Source organism: Pseudomonas sp. (assembly GCF_030683065.1).
Lineage (GTDB): Bacteria > Pseudomonadota > Gammaproteobacteria > Pseudomonadales > Pseudomonadaceae > Aquipseudomonas.
Genome location: NZ_JAUXMX010000007.1, coordinates 202,835 through 221,293 on the forward strand (window position 1 = coordinate 202,835; position 18,459 = coordinate 221,293).

At 61.1% G+C, this 18,459-nt stretch carries 12 protein-coding genes; 6 read left to right on the plus strand and 6 right to left on the minus strand.

Annotation, left to right across the window (positions count from 1 at the left end):
* Positions 1-55 precede the first annotated feature (55 nt).
* The 6 genes from selO (at position 56) to Q8K09_RS01980 (ending at position 7,042) form a co-directional block, all read left to right on the plus strand.
* Complete coding sequence (selO, locus tag Q8K09_RS01955) at positions 56-1,516, plus strand: protein adenylyltransferase SelO (RefSeq protein ID WP_305253335.1); 1,461 nt, start codon at positions 56-58, stop codon at positions 1,514-1,516.
* A gap of 358 nt (positions 1,517-1,874) precedes the next feature.
* The gene (locus Q8K09_RS01960) at positions 1,875-3,671 is read left to right on the plus strand and encodes an SLC13 family permease (protein ID WP_305253336.1); all 1,797 of its coding nucleotides are present in this window, start codon (positions 1,875-1,877) and stop codon (positions 3,669-3,671) included.
* Between the two features lie 178 nt (positions 3,672-3,849).
* Positions 3,850-5,127 carry a bifunctional O-acetylhomoserine aminocarboxypropyltransferase/cysteine synthase gene (locus Q8K09_RS01965; RefSeq protein WP_305253337.1) on the plus strand — a complete coding sequence of 426 codons (1,278 nt, stop codon included), beginning with the start codon at positions 3,850-3,852 and terminating at the stop codon, positions 5,125-5,127.
* A 59-nt stretch (positions 5,128-5,186) separates the two neighbouring features.
* A complete protein-coding gene (gene trxC / locus Q8K09_RS01970) occupies positions 5,187-5,621 on the plus strand; it encodes a thioredoxin TrxC (protein ID WP_305253338.1) in 435 nt (144 codons plus the stop codon).
* 94 nt (positions 5,622-5,715) lie between these two features.
* Positions 5,716-6,159: a YiiD C-terminal domain-containing protein gene (locus Q8K09_RS01975; RefSeq protein ID WP_305253339.1), complete on the plus strand. Its 444-nt coding sequence runs from the start codon at positions 5,716-5,718 to the stop codon at positions 6,157-6,159.
* Positions 6,160-6,244: 85 nt separating this feature from the next.
* The gene (locus tag Q8K09_RS01980) at positions 6,245-7,042 is read left to right on the plus strand and encodes a universal stress protein (protein WP_305253340.1); all 798 of its coding nucleotides are present in this window, start codon (positions 6,245-6,247) and stop codon (positions 7,040-7,042) included.
* 168 nt (positions 7,043-7,210) lie between these two features.
* On the opposite strand, the gene Q8K09_RS01985 is transcribed toward Q8K09_RS01980, so the two are convergent.
* The 6 genes from Q8K09_RS01985 to aroB form a co-directional block, all read right to left on the minus strand.
* On the minus strand, positions 7,211-7,984 hold the full coding sequence (locus tag Q8K09_RS01985) for a ParA family protein (RefSeq protein WP_305253341.1): 774 nt from the start codon (positions 7,982-7,984) through the stop codon (positions 7,211-7,213).
* Between the two features lie 237 nt (positions 7,985-8,221).
* On the minus strand, positions 8,222-9,292 hold the full coding sequence (hemE, locus tag Q8K09_RS01990; RefSeq protein ID WP_305253342.1) for a uroporphyrinogen decarboxylase: 1,071 nt from the start codon (positions 9,290-9,292) through the stop codon (positions 8,222-8,224).
* A gap of 202 nt (positions 9,293-9,494) precedes the next feature.
* Positions 9,495-10,913, minus strand: a complete 1,419-nt coding sequence (locus Q8K09_RS01995) for an FAD-dependent oxidoreductase (RefSeq protein WP_305253343.1) — start codon at positions 10,911-10,913, stop codon at positions 9,495-9,497.
* Positions 10,914-11,025: 112 nt separating this feature from the next.
* Positions 11,026-15,474: a glutamate synthase large subunit gene (gene gltB, locus Q8K09_RS02000; RefSeq protein ID WP_305253344.1), complete on the minus strand. Its 4,449-nt coding sequence runs from the start codon at positions 15,472-15,474 to the stop codon at positions 11,026-11,028.
* Positions 15,475-15,729: 255 nt separating this feature from the next.
* Complete coding sequence (locus Q8K09_RS02005; RefSeq protein ID WP_305253345.1) at positions 15,730-17,295, minus strand: AAA family ATPase; 1,566 nt, start codon at positions 17,293-17,295, stop codon at positions 15,730-15,732.
* A gap of 7 nt (positions 17,296-17,302) precedes the next feature.
* On the minus strand, positions 17,303-18,409 hold the full coding sequence (gene aroB / locus Q8K09_RS02010; RefSeq protein ID WP_305253346.1) for a 3-dehydroquinate synthase: 1,107 nt from the start codon (positions 18,407-18,409) through the stop codon (positions 17,303-17,305).
* Positions 18,410-18,459: the final 50 nt, after the last annotated feature.

Below are 18,459 nucleotides of genomic sequence, written 5' to 3' on the forward strand. Positions count from 1 at the left end.
TACAGATCGAGCAACGCGCGGATCGAGCCTGCCGCCTTCACCCCTGGAGTTTGCCTTGAAGTCGCTCGCTGACCTGACCTTCGACAATCGCTTCGCCCGGCTCGGCGATGCCTTTTCCACCCATGTGCTGCCCGAGCCGATTGCCGAGCCGCGCGTGGTAGTGGTCAGCCCGGCGGCCATGGCCCTGCTCGATCTCGATCCGCGTGAGGCCGACAGCGAGGAATTTGCCCAACTGTTCGCCGGGCACAAACTGTGGAGCGCGGCCGAGCCGCGGGCCATGGTCTATTCCGGCCACCAGTTCGGCAGCTACAACCCGCGCCTGGGCGATGGCCGCGGCCTGCTGCTGGGCGAGGCAGTGAATGAGGCGGGTCAGCACTGGGACCTGCATCTCAAGGGCGCCGGGCAGACGCCTTACTCACGCCGGGGCGATGGCCGCGCCGTGCTGCGTTCATCGATCCGCGAGTTCCTCGCCAGCGAACACCTGCACGCCCTCGGCATTCCCAGCTCGCGGGCGCTGTGCGTGACCGCCTCGAGCACCCCGGTATGGCGCGAGAAACAGGAGCGCGCGGCCATGATCCTGCGCCTGGCGCAGAGTCATGTGCGTTTCGGCCACTTCGAGTACTTCTATTACACCCGCCAGCACGACCAGCTGAAGCAGCTCGGCGAGCACGTGCTCAACTGCCACTTCCCGGCCTGCCTGGCCCAACCCGAACCCTATCTGGCGATGTTCCGCGAGGTGGTCGAGCGCAACGCCGAACTGATCGCCCACTGGCAGGCCTATGGTTTTTGCCACGGGGTGATGAACAGCGACAACATGTCGATCCTCGGCATCACTTTCGACTATGGCCCCTACGCCTTCCTCGATGACTTCGACGCCAAACACATCTGCAACCACTCCGACGACACGGGGCGCTACAGCTTCAGCAACCAAGTGCCGATCGCCCAGTGGAACCTCGCCGCCCTCGGCCAGGCGCTGACCCCACTGGTCGAGATCGATGCGCTGCGCGAGACCCTGAACCTGTTCCTGCCGCTGTACCAGGCGCATTACCTCGACCTGATGCGCCGCCGCCTGGGCGTGCTCAGCAGCGACGCTGGCGACGACGCGCTGGTCCAGCGCCTGCTGCAACTGATGCAAGGCAGCGCGGTGGACTACACCAATTTCTTCCGCGAGCTGGGTGACAGCGCGCCCGCACAAGCCGTGGCGCGCCTGCGCGAAGACTTTACCGACCTCGCGGGGTTCGATGCCTGGGCAGCCGATTACCTGCTACGCAGCCAGCACGACGGCGACGACCAGGCACAACGGCGCACGCGCATGCACGCGGCCAACCCCAAGTACATCCTGCGCAACTACCTGGCCCAACACGTAATCGACGCCGCCGAACAGGGCGACTACGCACCGGTGCGCGAACTGCACCAGGTGCTGTCACGGCCATTCGACGAACAACCCGGCTTCGAGCGCTACGCCCAGCGTCCGCCGGAATGGGGCAAGCACCTGGAAATCAGCTGCTCGTCCTGAGCGGCCCGCCACTCTTCAAAAACGCTGCGACCACCAACCCGCAGGATGGCGTTGAGCGTAGCGATACCCATGCCGTGCCGTGCCGTTGAGCGTAGCGATACCGATGCCGTGGCGTTGAGCGTAGCGGCGCCAGGCAGGCCGGACAGAAGGCCCGGGCGCTGTCATGGACGGTACAGGCACAGTGCGCGGTAGAGCGGCCGTTACAGCCTTATCTATTAAATCGAAAAGGCATATAAACCTTTCCAAACATTCTTAGACTCTCTAAGCAGCAAGCCTTATCTTCTCCGCCTTGCGTGGCCGCCCGTCTGGATTTGGCGCGCCCGATACCTCACACGAGATTCGCACGCCAAGGATGTTCATGCTCTGGGATTCACTGCCGCTGCCCCTGATATTTGTCGCTGCCCTGTTGGTCTGGGTTCTGTATGCCTTCGTGCGCGAGAAGTGGAGCCCGGATATCGTCGCGGCGATTGCCGTTGCCGCTCTGTTGATCAGCCAACTGCTGACGCCCGCCGAAGTGCTCAGCGTGCTGTCCAACTCGGCGCCGGTGACCATCGCCTGCATGTTCGTGCTCTCCGCGGCACTGGAGCGCACCGGCTGCATCGATGCCCTGGGTAACTGGCTGGGCAATCTGGTGGGCACCAGCCCGATCCGCATACTCACTGGCCTGACCATCACCGCTCTGGTGGCCTCGGCCTGCCTGAACAATACCCCGGTGGTGGCTATCCTTACCCCAGTGGCCATCGCCCTGGCCCGGCGTGCCGGCACCCTGCCATCGAAGCTGCTGATCCCGCTGTCTTACGCCACCATCCTCGGCGGCACCCTGACCATGATTGGCACATCGACCAACATCCTGGTCGATGGCGTGGCGCGCAAGGCCGGCATGGCGCCCTTTGGCATCTTCGAGATCACCGGCGCCGGGCTGATCCTCGCCACGGTCGGCATGGTCTACCTGCTGACCATTGGTCGCCACCTGCTGCCCGAACGCGAAACCCTGTCCAAGCAACTGCGCCCCGACCTCGACCGCACCTTCATGACCGAACTGCTGGTGCCGCACGACTCGCCCGTAATCGGCAAAACCCTGGCCGAGGCTAATCTCAACGGCGGCAGCGGCCTGCAAGTGCTCAAGCTGTTCCGCCAGGAGCAGGAACTGACCGAGCCGGCACATAGCACCCTGCTGGCCAGCGGCGACCGTCTGGTGTTGCACGGCCAGGTCAGGGACGTGGTCGACCTGCGTGAAAGTGGCCACCTGACATTCAACCGCGGCGATGCCTTTGAAACCATCAGCAGCCATGACGTGATCCTTGCCGAAGCCATAGTCGGGCGTAACTCGCGCTACAGCCACCGGCCGATGCGCGACCTCGACCTCACTGCGCGCTATGGCATCGCGGTGCTCGCCGTGCATCGTCAGGACGAGAATATCCAGGGCAACCTGGATGACTTCGAACTGCAGTTCGGTGACGTGATGCTGGTGGAGGGCACCCCGTCGCAGATCAAGCGCTTTGCCGACAACGGCGAGCTGATCAGCCTCAACGCCGTGCAGGAGCGGGCCTTCCGCCGCGACAAGGCACCGATTGCCATCATTGCCACCCTCGCGGTAATGATCCTGGCCGCCTTCGGCGTGATGCCCATCGAAGGCCTCGCGATAATCGGCGCGGTGACCGTACTGGCGACCCGCTGCCTGGATGTGGAAGACGCCTACAAGGCGGTGGACTGGAAAATCCTCAGCCTGATCTTCGGCATGCTGGCCATCAGCATCGCCATGGACAAGGTCGGCCTGGTCAGCCTGATGGTCAGCAATGTCATGGGCCTTATGCCCTGGGCCGGCCCGCTGCTGATGCTGTCGTTTATCTACCTGTTCACCTCGATCCTTACCGAGGTGCTGTCGAACAACGCCGTCGCCGTGCTGGTCACCCCGATTGCCATCGGCCTGGCCCAGCACCTGGGCGTCGACCCGCGCGCCTTTGTGGTCGCGGTGATGTTCGCCGCCAGCGCCAGCTTCGCCACACCCATCGGCTATCAGACCAACACCTTCGTGTATAACGCCGGCGGTTACCGCTTCACCGACTTCATGAAGGTCGGCATACCGCTCAACCTGCTGCTGTGGGTGGTGGCCAGCTTTGTCATACCCTGGTTCTTCCCGCTGACGCCAGTGTGACTGGCATAAGCGGCGAACATATCGATCTAAACTAGGAGCCTGTCGGGCTTTTCCGCAGTAGAACAGTGTTAAGTCCGACAGGCTCCTGGGGCCCGTTTCATTGCTCTAACGCATTGACCGGGCCTTGCTGCTTTGGCCATGCTGCGTGTCTTTCAAACTGCCCTGAAGGAACGCGCGCATGAAACTGGAAACCCTGGCCATCCACGCCGGCTACAGCCCCGACCCGACCACCAAGGCGGTGGCGGTGCCGATTTACCAGACCAGCTCCTTTGCCTTCGACGACACCCAGCACGGGGCCGACCTGTTCGACCTGAAAGTCGCCGGCAATATCTATTCGCGGATCATGAACCCCACCAACGCGGTGCTCGAAGAGCGCGTGGCGGCGCTGGAAGGCGGCGTCGGCGCGCTGGCCGTGGCCTCGGGCATGGCGGCGATTACCTACGCCATCCAGACCGTGGCCGAGGTCGGCGACAACATTGTCTCGGTGGCCAAGTTGTATGGTGGCACCTACAACCTGCTGGCCCACACCCTGCCGCGCTTCGGCATCGAAACACGCTTCGCTGACCACGACGATATCGCCGCCCTCGAAGCGCTGATCGACGACAAAACCAAAGCGCTGTTCTGCGAATCCATCGGCAACCCGGCGGGAAATATCGTCGACCTGGCTGCGCTGGCCGCGGCTGCGCATCGCCATGGCGTGCCGCTGATCGTCGACAACACCGTGGCCACGCCGATCCTCTGCCGGCCGTTCGAGCATGGCGCGGACATCGTCGTGCACTCGCTGACCAAGTACATCGGCGGCCACGGCACCAGCATCGGCGGCATCGTGGTGGATTCCGGCAAATTCCCCTGGGCGGACAACAAGGAGCGCTTCCCACTGCTCAATACGCCGGACCCGTCCTACCACGGCGTGACCTACACCGAAGCCTTCGGCCCAGCAGCCTTTATCGGCCGCTGCCGCGTGGTGCCACTGCGCAATACCGGTGCGGCGCTGTCGCCGTTCAATGCCTTCCTGATTCTGCAAGGGCTGGAAACCCTAGCCCTGCGCATGGAGCGCCACTGCGAGAATGCGCTGAAGGTCGCCCATTACCTGCAAAACCACCCGCAAGTGGCCTGGGTAAAATACGCCGGCCTGCCCGATCACCCGGAGCATGAACTGGCGCAGCGTTATTGCAGCGGCAAACCGGCCTCAATCCTCTCGTTCGGCATTGTCGGCGGCCAGGAAGCCGGCGCGCGCTTTATCGATGCGCTGCAGTTGGTGGTGCGCCTGGTGAATATCGGCGATGCCAAATCGCTGGCCTGCCACCCGGCGTCGACCACCCACCGCCAGCTCAATGACGAAGAACTGCAGCGCGCCGGCGTACCGCGCGACATGGTGCGACTGTCCATTGGCATCGAGCACAGCGACGACATCCTCGCCGACCTGGCGCAGGCGCTGGACGCCGCCGCGAGCTAGTCACCCTTGATATCTGAGCAAACGGCTCCAGATAGGGATGAACCTGTCTGGAGCCCGTCATGACCGATCCCCTGCTCATCCCCTGCCCACACTGCAACGGCCTCAACCGTATCCCCGCGGCACGCCTCAGCGATGCGCCACGCTGCGGTCGCTGCAAAGCCGAGGTGCTGCCGAGCAAACCCTTCGAGCTGACCCAGGCCAGCTTCGCTGCACAGAACAAGGGCGACCTGCCGCTACTGATCGATATCTGGGCCAGCTGGTGCGGCCCGTGCCGCAGCTTTGCGCCGATTTTTGAACAGGCCGCCAGCCAACTGCAGGGCCGCTGCCGCCTGGCCAAGCTGGACAGCGAAGCTAACCCGCAACTGTCCGCAGAAATGGGCATCCGCTCGATCCCCAGCCTGATCCTGCTCAAGGGCGGCGTGGAAGTTGCCCGGCAAAGCGGCGCCCTGCCACTGCCGCAACTGCTCGGCTGGCTGCGCCAGCACGGCATCTGAACGAATCGGTCAACCCGCGGCCAGCCATGCGGTCATTACCCGGCGCCCAATCAACCTTTAGGCTGGTCTGACCGTCAACCCAGGGAGCCGAACAATGCCGATGCCGATTGAACGGGTGCGCCAACTTACCGAAGAGCACATCGCCTTCGTCAAACGTAGCGGCCTGCGGGCCGAGGTGCTCGAGCCGGGATTTGTGCGCCTGTGTATGCCGCTTGCCGGCAACCAGAACCATATCGGCAGCATGTACGCCGGTGCACTCTTCACCCGGGCGGAAATTCCCGGCGGTGCCCTGTTTCTAACCAGCTTCGACGCGCAGCGTTTCTACCCGGTGGTCAAAGAAATGAATCTGCGCTTTCGCCGCCCCGCCATGGGCGACATTTACGTCGAGGCCCGGCTCGATATCGAGCAAATCGAGCGACTGCAGAGCGAGGCACAAGAGCGGGGCAAGGCCGACTATCTACTGGAATTACAGCTGTGCGATGCCAGCGGCGAAATAGTGGCTGAGAGTCGCGGACTCTATCAATTGCGCGCGCACTGACGTCTGCCCTTGCCTTGGATCAAAAGAACGGCTATTCCTTGATGGATAATAAATCGCCGACATCCATCGGCCGGAGATTTGTCCTATGTTTGCTCATATTCTCATTGCCCATGACTTGCGTGACACCGCCGACATGGCGCTGTGCCGCGCCGCCCAGCTGGCACAACAGCACAATGCCAAGCTGACCATACTGCACGTTCTGGACCCGACCCAGAGCAGCCAGGTGCATGAACAGGCACACAAGACCCTGGATCGCAGCCTGACCCAATATGCCCCGCCGGGCAGCAAACTGCAGCTGATCAGTGGCAAGCCTTCCGAGGTTGTACTGCAGCAAGTAGCAGAGCTTGGCTGCGACCTTCTGGTACTGGGCGCCCACCACCAGCGTCACGACTTTTTCTCCGGCACCAGCCTGGATCGTATCGCCAGAAACTGCAGCGTGCCGCTGCTGCTGGTCGCGCGTGGCGAGTGCCAGCCCTACCAGCGCGCGCTGGCCGCCATCGACTTCTCACTCTGCGCCTGCAGCGCTCTGGAGCAAGCCTACCGCCTGCTGCCCGCTACCGCCGAATTGCATGCACTGCATGTATTCGAACCGGACAAGGGCACACCCAAGCAAGTCGAGGCACAACTGCAGATCCAGAGTGCCTTGATCGATCAACTGCTGGAAGACGAAGCGCAAATCCTGCCCGCCGACGGCCCGACCCTGACCCATTCGATGCAGCAAGGCGGCATCCTGCGTGGCCTGCAGGAGCAGCTAAAAACGCGCCGCTGCGATTTGCTGGTGCTCGGCAGCCATGGCCGCAGCGCTTTATCCCAGGCGCTGCTCGGCAGCCTGGCGCAGCACTTCCTGCACAAGGCACCCTGCGACATCCTGGTCGTGCGCTAAGCAGTAACAGCCAAGCCCAAATAATCAAGGCGCCGAAAGGCGCCTTGATTGGTTATAGGCATAACGCCTTGCAGAGGCCTCGAACAAATTCGCAGACGGTCATTCGTTAGACAGTCCAGCGTGATTGATCGGGGCGACAACGCACAGGATCGCCTCACTCAAGCCTGCTCAGTCAGCTGCCTCAAGCAAGTCGTGCAGCTCGACGAACTGCTGGGTCAATTTGTGCCGTGCGTCCAGATAGATCAGCGGCATGCAGGCTTGATGTGACTCACGCATACGTACCGAACTCATCAGGTTAACCGGCAACACCGGCAAACCTTCGGCGATCAGCTCATTGAGCAACTGCTGCGGCAAGGTCGCCCGCGGCTGGAACTGGTTGACCACGATACCCTCGACTTGCAGCCTTTCGTTGTGGTCTTCCTTGAGTTCTTCGATTTCCCGCAACAACCCATACAGGGCCTGGCGCGAGAAACTGTCGCAGTCGAAGGGAATCAGTACCCGATCCGCCGCGATCAGCGCGGAAACCGTGTAGAAATTCAACGCAGGCGGCGTGTCCAGATAGATCCGGTCGTAATCTTCGGCCAGCTCATCGAGCAGTTTGCGCAACTTGTTGATCTTGTGCTTCGACTCAAGCTTGGGCTGCAGGTCAGCCAGTTCCGCCGTAGCCGTGATTACGTGCAGGTTGTCGAACGGCGTCTCGTAGATATCGACCCGGCCTTTCTTGGCAAAAGGACCACTGGTCAAGCTGAGTTTGAAAAACTCGGCAATCCCCATCGGAATCTCATCGCCCGTCAGGCCGGTGAGGTAATGGGTGGAATTGGCCTGCGAATCCAGATCGACCAACAAGGTGCGATACCCCTGCGAAGCACTCACCGCCGCCAGGTTGCAGGCAATACTGGACTTGCCCACCCCGCCTTTCTGATTGAACACCACACGCCGCATGACAAACCTCCCCGATTCCGTTGGCCTTGGATTCTATGCAAAGTACATGACAAGGGCGAGGTCGGCATCTTCATGCGACATTTAACGGCTGATACGGAATTAGGGCCTGCGAGGTGCTTGCTTGAGCATCTGTCACAGCATCGATAACTCCAGGCCACCGAAGGCCTGGAGATTAAAACCACAGACGACTGATTCGCCAAGACGCTGCCGATTTAATTTCGGCATAGTCTCCGGGTATCAGGCTCCGTGGTACTGCGCCGACAGCTCATGCACTGCCTCTAGGAAGGCGCCGGCATGGGCCGGGTCGACTTCCGGGGTGATGCCGTGGCCGAGGTTGAATACATGACCGGAGCCGCTGCCATAGCTGGCGAGGATCCGCGCCACTTCGGCGCGAATGGCTGCGGGCTGGGCGTAGAGCACGGTCGGATCCATGTTGCCTTGCAGCGCCACCTGGCCACCGACGCGGCGACGGGCTTCGCCGATGTCGCAGCTCCAGTCCAGACCGAGAGCGTCGGCCCCCGTCGCTGCCATGGACTCCAGCCACATGCCGCCATTCTTGGTGAACAGAATCACCGGCACCTTGCGCCCGTCATGTTCGCGGAGCAGGCCATCGACGATTTTCTGCATATAAGCCAGGGAGAACTCCTGGTAGGCCGCCGATGACAGGTTGCCGCCCCAGGTATCGAAAATCTGTACCGCCTGGGCGCCGGCAAGGATCTGCCCGTTGAGGTAGCTGATCACCGACTGCGTCAACTTGTCGAGCAGCGCATGCATGGCCTGCGGGTTGTCATAGAGCATGGCCTTGGAATTGCGGAAGTCCTTCGACGAACCGCCCTCGACCATATAAGTGGCCAGGGTCCAGGGGCTGCCGGAGAACCCGATCAGCGGCACGCGGCCGTTCAGTTCGCGGCGAATGGTGCGCACCGCATCCATCACATAACCCAGGTCTTTTTCCGGATCAGGAATCGGCAGGGCGTCGACATCGGCGGCACTGCGGATGACTTTCTTGAAGCGCGGACCTTCACCCGTCTCGAAGTACAGCCCTTGGCCCATGGCATGAGGAATGGTCAGGATGTCGGAAAACAGAATCGCCGCGTCCAGTTGCGGGTAGCGATCCAGCGGCTGCAGGGTGACTTCGCAGGCGAACTCGGGGTTCATCATCAGCTTCATGAAATCACCGGCCTTGGCCCGGCTGGCGCGGTACTCAGGCAGGTAGCGACCGGCCTGGCGCATCATCCACACTGGCGTGACATCGACGGGCTGCTTGAGCAGAGCACGCAGGAAACGGTCGTTCTTCAGGGCAGTCATAACAATTCCCGGGACATAATAAGGCAGTAAAAAAGTACGGCTATTTTCGCAGACCACAAAACAAAAGGCACGGCGAGTGCCGTGCCTTTTATCCATTGCGACGATTTGCCTCGGTCGTAGGGTGGGCTAGCCGGAGGCGTTACCCATCAAAACAGATATGGGTATCGCTACGCTCAACCCATCCTACGCCAACATCGGCAGATCAGACGCCGAGGTAGTCGAGGATGCCTTCGGCGGCGTTCCGCCCCTCGAAGATCGCCGTCACCACCAGGTCAGAACCACGCACCATGTCGCCACCGGCGAAGATCTTCGGGTTGCTGGTCTGGTGCTTGAACTGCGACTGCTCCGGGGCAATCACTCGGCCCTGGCTATCGGTCTGGATGACGAACTGCTCGAACCACGGCGCCGGGCTCGGACGGAAGCCGAAAGCTATCAGCACGGCGTCAGCCGGGATGATCTCCTCGGAACCGGGGATCGGCTCAGGACTGCGGCGACCACGGGCATCCGGCTCGCCGAGACGCGTCTCGACCACCTTGACGCCCTCAACCTTGTCTTCGCCGACGATAGCGATAGGCTGGCGGTTGAAAAGGAATTTAACCCCTTCTTCCTTGGCGTTCTTCACTTCCTTGCGCGAACCCGGCATGTTTTCTTCGTCGCGGCGATAAGCGCACGTTACGTTCTTGGCGCCCTGGCGGATCGCGGTGCGGTTGCAGTCCATGGCGGTGTCACCACCACCGAGCACGACGATGCGCTTGCCCTTGGTGTCGATAAAGTCTTCCGCGCTTTTCTCGAAGCCGAGGTTGCGATTGACGTTGGCGATCAGAAAATCCAAGGCGTCATGCACGCCAGGCAGGTCTTCGCCGGGGAAGCCGCCTTTCATGTAGGTGTAGGTGCCCATGCCCATGAACACCGCATCGTACTCATCCAGCAACTGCTGGATGGTCACGTCCTTACCCACTTCGGTGTTCAGGCGGAACTCGATACCCATGCCGGTAAAGACATCGCGGCGATGGCTAAGGACGGTCTTTTCCAGCTTGAACTCGGGAATGCCGAAGGTCAGCAAACCGCCGATTTCCGGGTTCTTGTCGAAGACCACCGGGGTCACGCCACCGCGTACCAGTACATCGGCACAACCCAGTCCGGCCGGACCGGCACCGATTATGGCGACGCGCTTGCCGTTCGAAACAACCCGCGACATATCCGGTCGCCAGCCCATGGCGAACGCGGTGTCAGTGATGTACTTCTCCACCGAACCGATGGTCACCGCGCCGAAACCGTCATTGAGGGTGCAGGCACCCTCGCACAGACGATCCTGTGGGCACACGCGGCCGCAGACTTCCGGCAGGGTATTGGTCTGGTGCGACAACTCGGCGGCGGCGAGGATGTTGCCCTCGGACACCAGCTTCAGCCAGTTGGGAATGTAGTTGTGCACCGGGCACTTCCACTCGCAATAGGGATTGCCACAACCCAGGCAACGGTGCGCCTGGTCACAGGCCTGAGCCGGCTTGAAGTTGTCGTAGATCTCGACGAATTCTTTCTTGCGCTGACGCAACAGCTTCTTCTTCGGGTCTTTGCGCCCGACATCGATGAACTGGAAGTCGTTATTCAGACGTTCAGTCATAGCAAACCTCTATACAGCAGCTGCAAGCTACAGGTTGCAAGCTGCAAGACTCATCACGTTAGCCACACGCCTCACGCCACTTAGGGCGCAAGACGTGCAGCTTGAAACTGCTTTATTGCGGATTGGCGCGGGTGCTGGAGAGCAACGACTTCAGGCTTGCGGCCTTGGGCTTGACCAACCAGAACTTGCGCAGGTAATCGTCGAGATTTTCCAACAGGTTACGCCCCCACTCACTGGCGGTCTCCTGCACGTACTCGGCGAGCACTCGCTGCAAATGGCTGCGATAAGCCTCCATCGACTCGTTGTTGACCCGCTGGATCTCTACCAGCTCATGGTTGACCCGGTCGTAAAAACTATTGTCTAGGTCAAGTACATAGGCAAAACCACCGGTCATGCCGGAGCCAAAGTTGTAACCGGTCTTGCCCAGTACACAGACGAAACCGCCGGTCATGTACTCGCAACAATGATCACCGGTGCCCTCGACCACGGCATGCGCGCCGGAGTTGCGCACGGCAAAACGCTCGCCCGCGGTACCGGCAGCGAACAGTTTGCCGCCAGTGGCGCCGTACAGGCAGGTGTTGCCGATGATGGCGCTGTCCTGGGTCTTGAACGGGCTGCCCTGAGGCGGCACGATCACCAGCTTGCCGGCGGTCATGCCCTTGCCGACGTAGTCGTTAGCATCGCCTTCCAGGTACATATTCAGGCCACCAGCGTTCCACACGCCGAAGCTCTGACCCGCAGTGCCCTTGAAGCGGAAGGTGATAGGCGCCTTGTTCATGCCCTGATTGCCATGCACCCGGGCGATTTCACCGGACACACGAGCACCGATCGAGCGGTCGCAGTTGCAGATGTCCATGGCGAATTCGCCACCGCTGGCGGCATCGATTGCCGACCTGGCCAACTCGACCATCTTCTCGGCCAACAGGCCCTTGTCGAATGGCGGATTCCTCTCGACCTGACAGAACTGCGGCTTGTCCGCCGGAATGTGATCACTGCCGAGCAGCGGACTCAGATCCAGATGATTCTGCTTGGCCGTCTCGCCCGGCAGAATATCCAGCAGATCGGTACGTCCGATCAGCTCTTCGAGGCTGCGCACGCCGAGCTTGGCCAGCCACTCGCGAGTTTCTTCGGCGACATAGGTGAAGAAATTCATCACCATCTCGACGGTGCCGATGAAGTGATCCTTGCGCAGTTTGTCATTCTGCGTGGCGACGCCAGTGGCGCAGTTGTTCAGGTGACAGATGCGCAGGTACTTGCAGCCCAGGGCGATCATCGGTGCAGTGCCAAAGCCGAAGCTCTCGGCGCCGAGGATGGCCGCTTTGACCACATCGAGACCAGTCTTCAGACCGCCGTCGGTCTGCACCCGCACCTTGCCGCGCAGGTCGTTGCCGCGCAGGGTCTGGTGAGTTTCCGCCAGGCCCAGCTCCCAAGGTGCGCCGGCGTACTTGATCGAACTCAGCGGCGATGCACCGGTGCCGCCATCGTAACCGGAGATGGTGATCAAATCGGCATAAGCCTTGGCCACGCCGGCGGCGATGGTGCCAACGCCGGCTTCGGCCACCAGCTTGACCGAGACCAGCGCGGCAGGGTTGACCTGCTTGAGGTCATAGATCAGCTGCGCCAGGTCTTCGATCGAGTAGATGTCATGGTGCGGCGGCGGCGAAATCAGGGTCACGCCCGGCACCGCGTAACGCAGCCGTGCGATCAGACCGTTGACCTTGCCGCCGGGCAGTTGACCGCCCTCGCCGGGCTTGGCGCCTTGGGCGACCTTGATCTGCAGCACTTCGGCGTTGACCAGGTATTCCGGGGTCACACCGAAACGACCGGTGGCCACCTGCTTGATCTTCGAGCTGCGCACCGTGCCGTAACGGGCCGGGTCTTCGCCGCCTTCGCCGGAGTTGGAGCGCGCACCGAGGCGGTTCATCGCCTCGGCAATCGCTTCATGCGCCTCGGGCGACAGCGCCCCCAAGGAAATACCGGCAGAGTCAAAGCGCTTGAAGATGCTTTCCAGCGGTTCGATCTGATCAAGACTCAGCGGCTGCTCGGCCAGTTTCAGCTGCAGCAGATCGCGAATCATCGACACCGGACGGGTATCGACCAGGGCGCTGTATTCCTTGTATTTCTCGTAACTGCCCTGCTGCACCGCGACTTGCAAGGTGCTGACCACGTCCGGGTTGTAGGCATGGTATTCGCCGCCATAGACGAACTTGAGCAGGCCGCCCTGCTGGATCGGCTTGCGGTTGTTCCAGGCCTCGGCGGCGAGCAGCTTCTGCTCGGTTTCGAGGTCGACGAAACGCGCACCCTTGATCCGGCTGGCCACGCCACGGAAGCACAACTCGGTGACTTCATCGGCCAGACCGACGGCTTCAAACAGCTGCGCACCGCGGTAGGAGGCCACGGTGGAGATGCCCATCTTCGACAGGATCTTCAGCAGGCCCTTGGAGATGCCCTTGCGGTAGTACTTGAACACTTCGTAAAGATCGCCCAGCACTTCGCCGGTGCGGATCAGGTCGCCCAGTACTTCGTAGGCCAGGAACGGATAAACCGCCGAGGCACCGAAGCCGAGCAGCACCGCATAATGATGCGGGTCACGGGCGGTTGCGGTCTCAACCAGGATGTTGCAATCGCAACGCAGGCCCTTTTCGGTCAGGCGATGGTGCACGGCACCGGTCACCAGCGCGGCATGCGCCGGCAGTTTGCCCGGGCCGATATGGCGATCGGTCAGCACCAGCAATACCTTTCCGGCGCGCACCGCTTCCTCGGCCTGGTCGGCCATGTTGCGCACGGCCGCCTCGAGACCGACGGACTCGTCGTAGTTCATGTCGATCAGCTGACGCTCGAAGCCTGGACGTTCCAGGGTCATCAACGTGCGCCATTTGGCCGGAGAAATGACCGGCGAACTGAGAATTACCCGTGAGGCATGTTCCGGCGACTCCTGGAAGATATTGCGCTCGGCACCGAGGCAAATTTCCAGGGACATGACGATTGCTTCACGCAACGGGTCGATAGGCGGGTTGGTAACCTGAGCGAACTGCTGGCGGAAATAGTCATAGGGCGAGCGCACGCGCTGACTCAACACCGCCATCGGCGTGTCGTCACCCATGGAGCCCACTGCTTCCTGACCCTGCTCTGCGAGCGGACGCAGTACCTGATCACGCTCCTCGAAGGTGACCTGGTACATCTTCATGTACTGCTTGAGCTGGTCTACGTCATAGAACGCCGAACCATGGTCGCGGTCTTCCAGGGTGGCCTGGATACGCTGGGCATTCTTGCGCAGCCACTGCTTGTAGGGGTGACGCGACTTGAGGCGGTTGTCGATGTCGTCGGTACTCAGCACCTGACCGGTTTCAGTATCCACGGCGAGGATCTGCCCCGGCCCGACGCGGCCTTTGGCGATCACGTCCTCGGGCTGGTAGTCCCACACACCGATTTCTGAAGCCAGGGTGATGTAGCCATTGTTGGTGGTGACCCAGCGCGCTGGGCGCAGGCCGTTGCGGTCGAGCAGGCAGACGGCATAACGACCATCGGTCAGCACCACGCCGGCCGGACCATCCCACGGCTCCATGTGCATGGAGTTGTACTCATAGAACGCCCGCAGATCGGCGTCCATGGTCTCGACGTTCTGCCAGGCTGGCGGAATGATCATGCGCACGCCACGGAACAGATCAATGCCGCCGGTGACCATCAGCTCGAGCATGTTGTCCATGCTCGAAGAGTCGGAACCGACACGATTGACCAGCGGGCCAAGCTCTTCCAGATCAAAAATCTGGTCGTTGGCGAACTTCAACCGACGCGCCTGGGCCCAGTTGCGGTTACCCGTGATGGTGTTGATCTCGCCATTGTGAGCGAGGAAACGGAATGGCTGCGCCAACGGCCACTTCGGCAGCGTGTTGGTCGAGAAGCGTTGATGGAACACGCAAATCGCGGTCTGCAGGCGCTCGTCACCCAGGTCCGGGTAGAACTGCTGCAGATCGGCCGGCATCATCAGGCCTTTATAGATGATGGTCTTGTGCGAAAAGCTGCAGATGTAGTGGTCACTGTCTGCGGCATTGCTCACTGACGAGCGGCGACGCGCACTGAACAGCTTGATCGCAACTTCCTGGTCGCTGAGCTCCCCTGCGCCGATAAACACCTGTTCAATCTGCGGCAAACGCTCCAGAGCCAAACGGCCAAGCACGCTGTTATCGATCGGCACTTTGCGCCAGCCAACCAGGGTCAAGCCGGCCGCCAGAATCTCCCGATTCATGTTCTCGCGCGCAGCTTCAGCTTTCACTGGATCCTGGTTGAAGAACACCATGCCCACGGCATACTGCTTCGGCAGCTCGACTGCGAAGTGCTGCAGGGCCATGGCCCGCAGAAAGGCATCAGGCTTCTGGATCAACAAACCACAACCATCGCCCGTCTTGCCGTCGGCGTTGATACCGCCGCGGTGGGTCATGCATGTCAGCGCTTCAATAGCGGTCTGCAGCAGGTGGTGACTCGCCTCGCCCTGCATATGGGCGATCAGGCCGAAGCCGCAGTTATCCTTGAACTCATCAGGACGGTACAAACCTGCTTTCATAGGGACTCTCACCAGGCTGCCTCTCAAAGGCAAATCACTTTCTAATTCAAATACTTACCGTGCGCGCAGGGCATAGCGCCAGCTTTGCGCAGGCAAAACGGAGGTCATTGTACATATCCACCAAGGTCGTCACAAATCGGCGTGACGACCCACTGCAAACTTATGTCGCTAAACCGAAGGAAGCGACCGACCAGTCATGCTAACAACCTGCCGATCACTTGGCATAGCCAAAACTACGGCGCGCATCAGAGCCGACTAGCGAGCCTGACCGATTTCATGCCTGATCTCGGCAAACGGCCGTGGCCACGGCTTACCCACCTGGACCTTTTCCGGCAAGCCTTTCAAGGCGGCGCGCGCCGCCTCCGAGCTGGCGAAACTCCCATAGGTCACAACATACACTGGCTGACCCTGATGCTGCTTCTTGAAGTAGTGGTATTGCGCGCCGTGCTCACGCACAAATTCCTGAGCACTGGCCTCTGCGCGCGCAACGAGAATTTGCAAGGTGTAGCGCGAGCCAGCCTGAGCAGCGTACCAGCCGTCGACCACCGCAGCCGTCGCCGGCGCCACTGCGACTGGCTTCGGGGTAGGCGCAGGGGCGGCCACAGGGGCAGGCTGGACGACCGGTGCAGGCACAGGGGACGCCGGGACTGCAGGCGCAGTCACCGATGCAATCGGTGACTCACGCTCATCCACCAGCACACCGATAGCACTCGAACCAGCAACATCCGCGACATCCGCCTCCTCCACCCCACTCAAGCCAGCAGCACGCGCCAAAGGCTCACGCATAACCGGCTGAGACTCACCAACCAAGGGCAGCGGGACAGGCTGACTGCCACCCGCGAACTCGATTGCTGGCGCGCTGGCGCCAGCAGAACCACCAGCAGCCGGAGCAGGCAACGTATTGGCAACAGACTGCTCGACCTGACCCAGAGGCAGTTGCGTCGTAACAGGTACCGACGCCGGATCGTCCGTACGACCTTGCATCAACCAGGCCGCCAAGACTCCGACCCCGACCACCGCCAAAGCCAAAACATGCTTCCTTGGCAAATTGAATGTGAAACCTGCACGCTTGGTGACGCCGCGCTCCACCAGCATGGCCTCAATCAACACGTCACGAGCGACTTGATTGATTGCCCCCGGCCAGCCACCAGAGTGCTCATGAATGGCCGCGACCTGCTCATCCGAAAAAAGCTCGCCCCCACGCCCGGCGCCCTCTAATCGCAGAGCCAGGTACTCGCTCGTTTCCGCTTCGCTGTATGGCTGCAACTCAATGGCGTGGAAGCACTCCTCCCCGTCAGCCAACAACTCAAGCCGCTCAATCAGCTCCGGCTCAGCAAACAGAAATACATGCGGCCGCCCCTCACTATTTCCCGCTGCAAGTGCCAGCAGGCTGGCCAGTGCCGCATCACTCAATTGCTCTGCATCGTCGACCAGCACATAGACGTCCTGACCAGTCAGCGCCAATTGGCCGACCTGCGCCAGAATTGCCTGCGGCTCCGACTGCGACACCTGCAGGCCCTGAGCAACCTGACGCAGAATACCTGCTGTATCGGCTGCGCCTTGGGCCGAAACAACCACACTGTGCACCGCCTGCTTATTGGTACTGGCTACTAGCGCCTGGCGCAGCAGGGTTTTGCCACTACCCAGGGGGCCGCAAACCAGCAACAACAACTGGCTGTAACGGGCAAGGTGATGCAACTGCCCCAATACCGGCTTGCGCTGCGCCGGAAAGAACTTGAAACCCGGCACACGCGGCGCAAAGGGATCGTGACTGAACTGGTAGTGATCGAGGAAAGCCTCGTCAGCATGCAAACTGGTCATTGGACACTCATTTAGATTCAAGCTGATCCACCAGCGCCGCGTAATCTACGCTCAGCGTGGCATTCAAAATCTCGCGCGGAAAATCACCGGTAACCACGGCCTCGCCTAGGCGCCGTAACAACACCAGCCGCAACTGACCATCAAGCACTTTCTTATCGACCGCCATATGCGCCAAAAAGTGCTCAGGGGTCATCTCTTGTGGCGGCACTACGGGCAAGCCCGCCGCCTGAAACAGGCGAATACCTCGATTGCGCTCGGCCAGCGAAATCCAACCCAGACGCTGCGACATCTCCAGCGCCATTACAGTACCCGCAGCGACTGCTTCACCGTGCAGCCAGACACCATAGCCTTGCTGCGTTTCTATGGCATGACCGAAGGTATGCCCCAGATTAAGCGTGGCGCGCAGCCCTGTCTCGCGCTCATCAGCGCCGACAATCCGCGCCTTGGCTGTACAGGAGCGTTCGATCGCAGCAGTCAGCGCCGCTTGATCGAGCGCCCGCAGCGCGGGCATGTGCTGCTCCAGCCAGGAAAGAAAAGGCTCGTCACAGATCAAGCCATATTTAATCACCTCAGCCAGCCCCGCCGACAACTCGCGTGCCGGCAAAGTGGCCAGGCTGGACGTATCGATCAAGACAGCCTGCGGCTGGTAGAACGCGCCCACCATGTTTTTTCCGAGCGGGTGATTTATGCCTGTTTTGCCACCCACCGAGGAATCAACCTGAGACAGCAACGTGGTCGGGATCTGGATGAAATTGACCCCTCGCTGATAGCAGGCCGCAGCAAACCCAGCCATATCACCAACAACCCCGCCGCCCAGCGCAACCACCGTCGTGTGCCGGTCGTGTCGAGCACCGAGCAACCCGTCGAAAATTAACTGCAAGGTTTCCCAGGTTTTGAACGCCTCACCATCCGGCAACACAATCGCAGTGACTGCGTAACCGGCAAGAGCGGCCTTCAGGGCATCCAAATAGAGCGGCGCGACCGTCTGATTGGTAACCACGGCCACCTGACGACCAATGATGTGCGGCGCCAGCAGGTCCCCTCGATGCAGTAGATCGGCACCGATATAAATGGGATAGCTGCGCTCACCGAGATCGACCTGAAGAGTTTGCATGGAGCCCCCGCTATAAAAAGGGCTCTAGGATAACGTAGTTCGGCCAGTGC

Coding starts and splice junctions, on each gene's coding strand:
- Q8K09_RS01965 (WP_305253337.1), top strand. CDS start 3,850: ATGAAACTGGAAACCCTGGCCATCCACGCCGGCTACAGCCCCGACCCG.
- trxC (WP_305253338.1), top strand. CDS start 5,187: ATGACCGATCCCCTGCTCATCCCCTGCCCACACTGCAACGGCCTCAAC.
- Q8K09_RS01975 (WP_305253339.1), top strand. CDS start 5,716: ATGCCGATGCCGATTGAACGGGTGCGCCAACTTACCGAAGAGCACATC.
- Q8K09_RS02005 (WP_305253345.1), bottom strand. CDS start 17,295: ATGACCAGTTTGCATGCTGACGAGGCTTTCCTCGATCACTACCAGTTC.
- Q8K09_RS01985 (WP_305253341.1), bottom strand. CDS start 7,984: ATGCGGCGTGTGGTGTTCAATCAGAAAGGCGGGGTGGGCAAGTCCAGT.
- hemE (WP_305253342.1), bottom strand. CDS start 9,292: ATGACTGCCCTGAAGAACGACCGTTTCCTGCGTGCTCTGCTCAAGCAG.
- aroB (WP_305253346.1), bottom strand. CDS start 18,409: ATGCAAACTCTTCAGGTCGATCTCGGTGAGCGCAGCTATCCCATTTAT.
- Q8K09_RS01995 (WP_305253343.1), bottom strand. CDS start 10,913: ATGACTGAACGTCTGAATAACGACTTCCAGTTCATCGATGTCGGGCGC.
- Q8K09_RS01980 (WP_305253340.1), top strand. CDS start 6,245: ATGTTTGCTCATATTCTCATTGCCCATGACTTGCGTGACACCGCCGAC.
- gltB (WP_305253344.1), bottom strand. CDS start 15,474: ATGAAAGCAGGTTTGTACCGTCCTGATGAGTTCAAGGATAACTGCGGC.
- Q8K09_RS01960 (WP_305253336.1), top strand. CDS start 1,875: ATGCTCTGGGATTCACTGCCGCTGCCCCTGATATTTGTCGCTGCCCTG.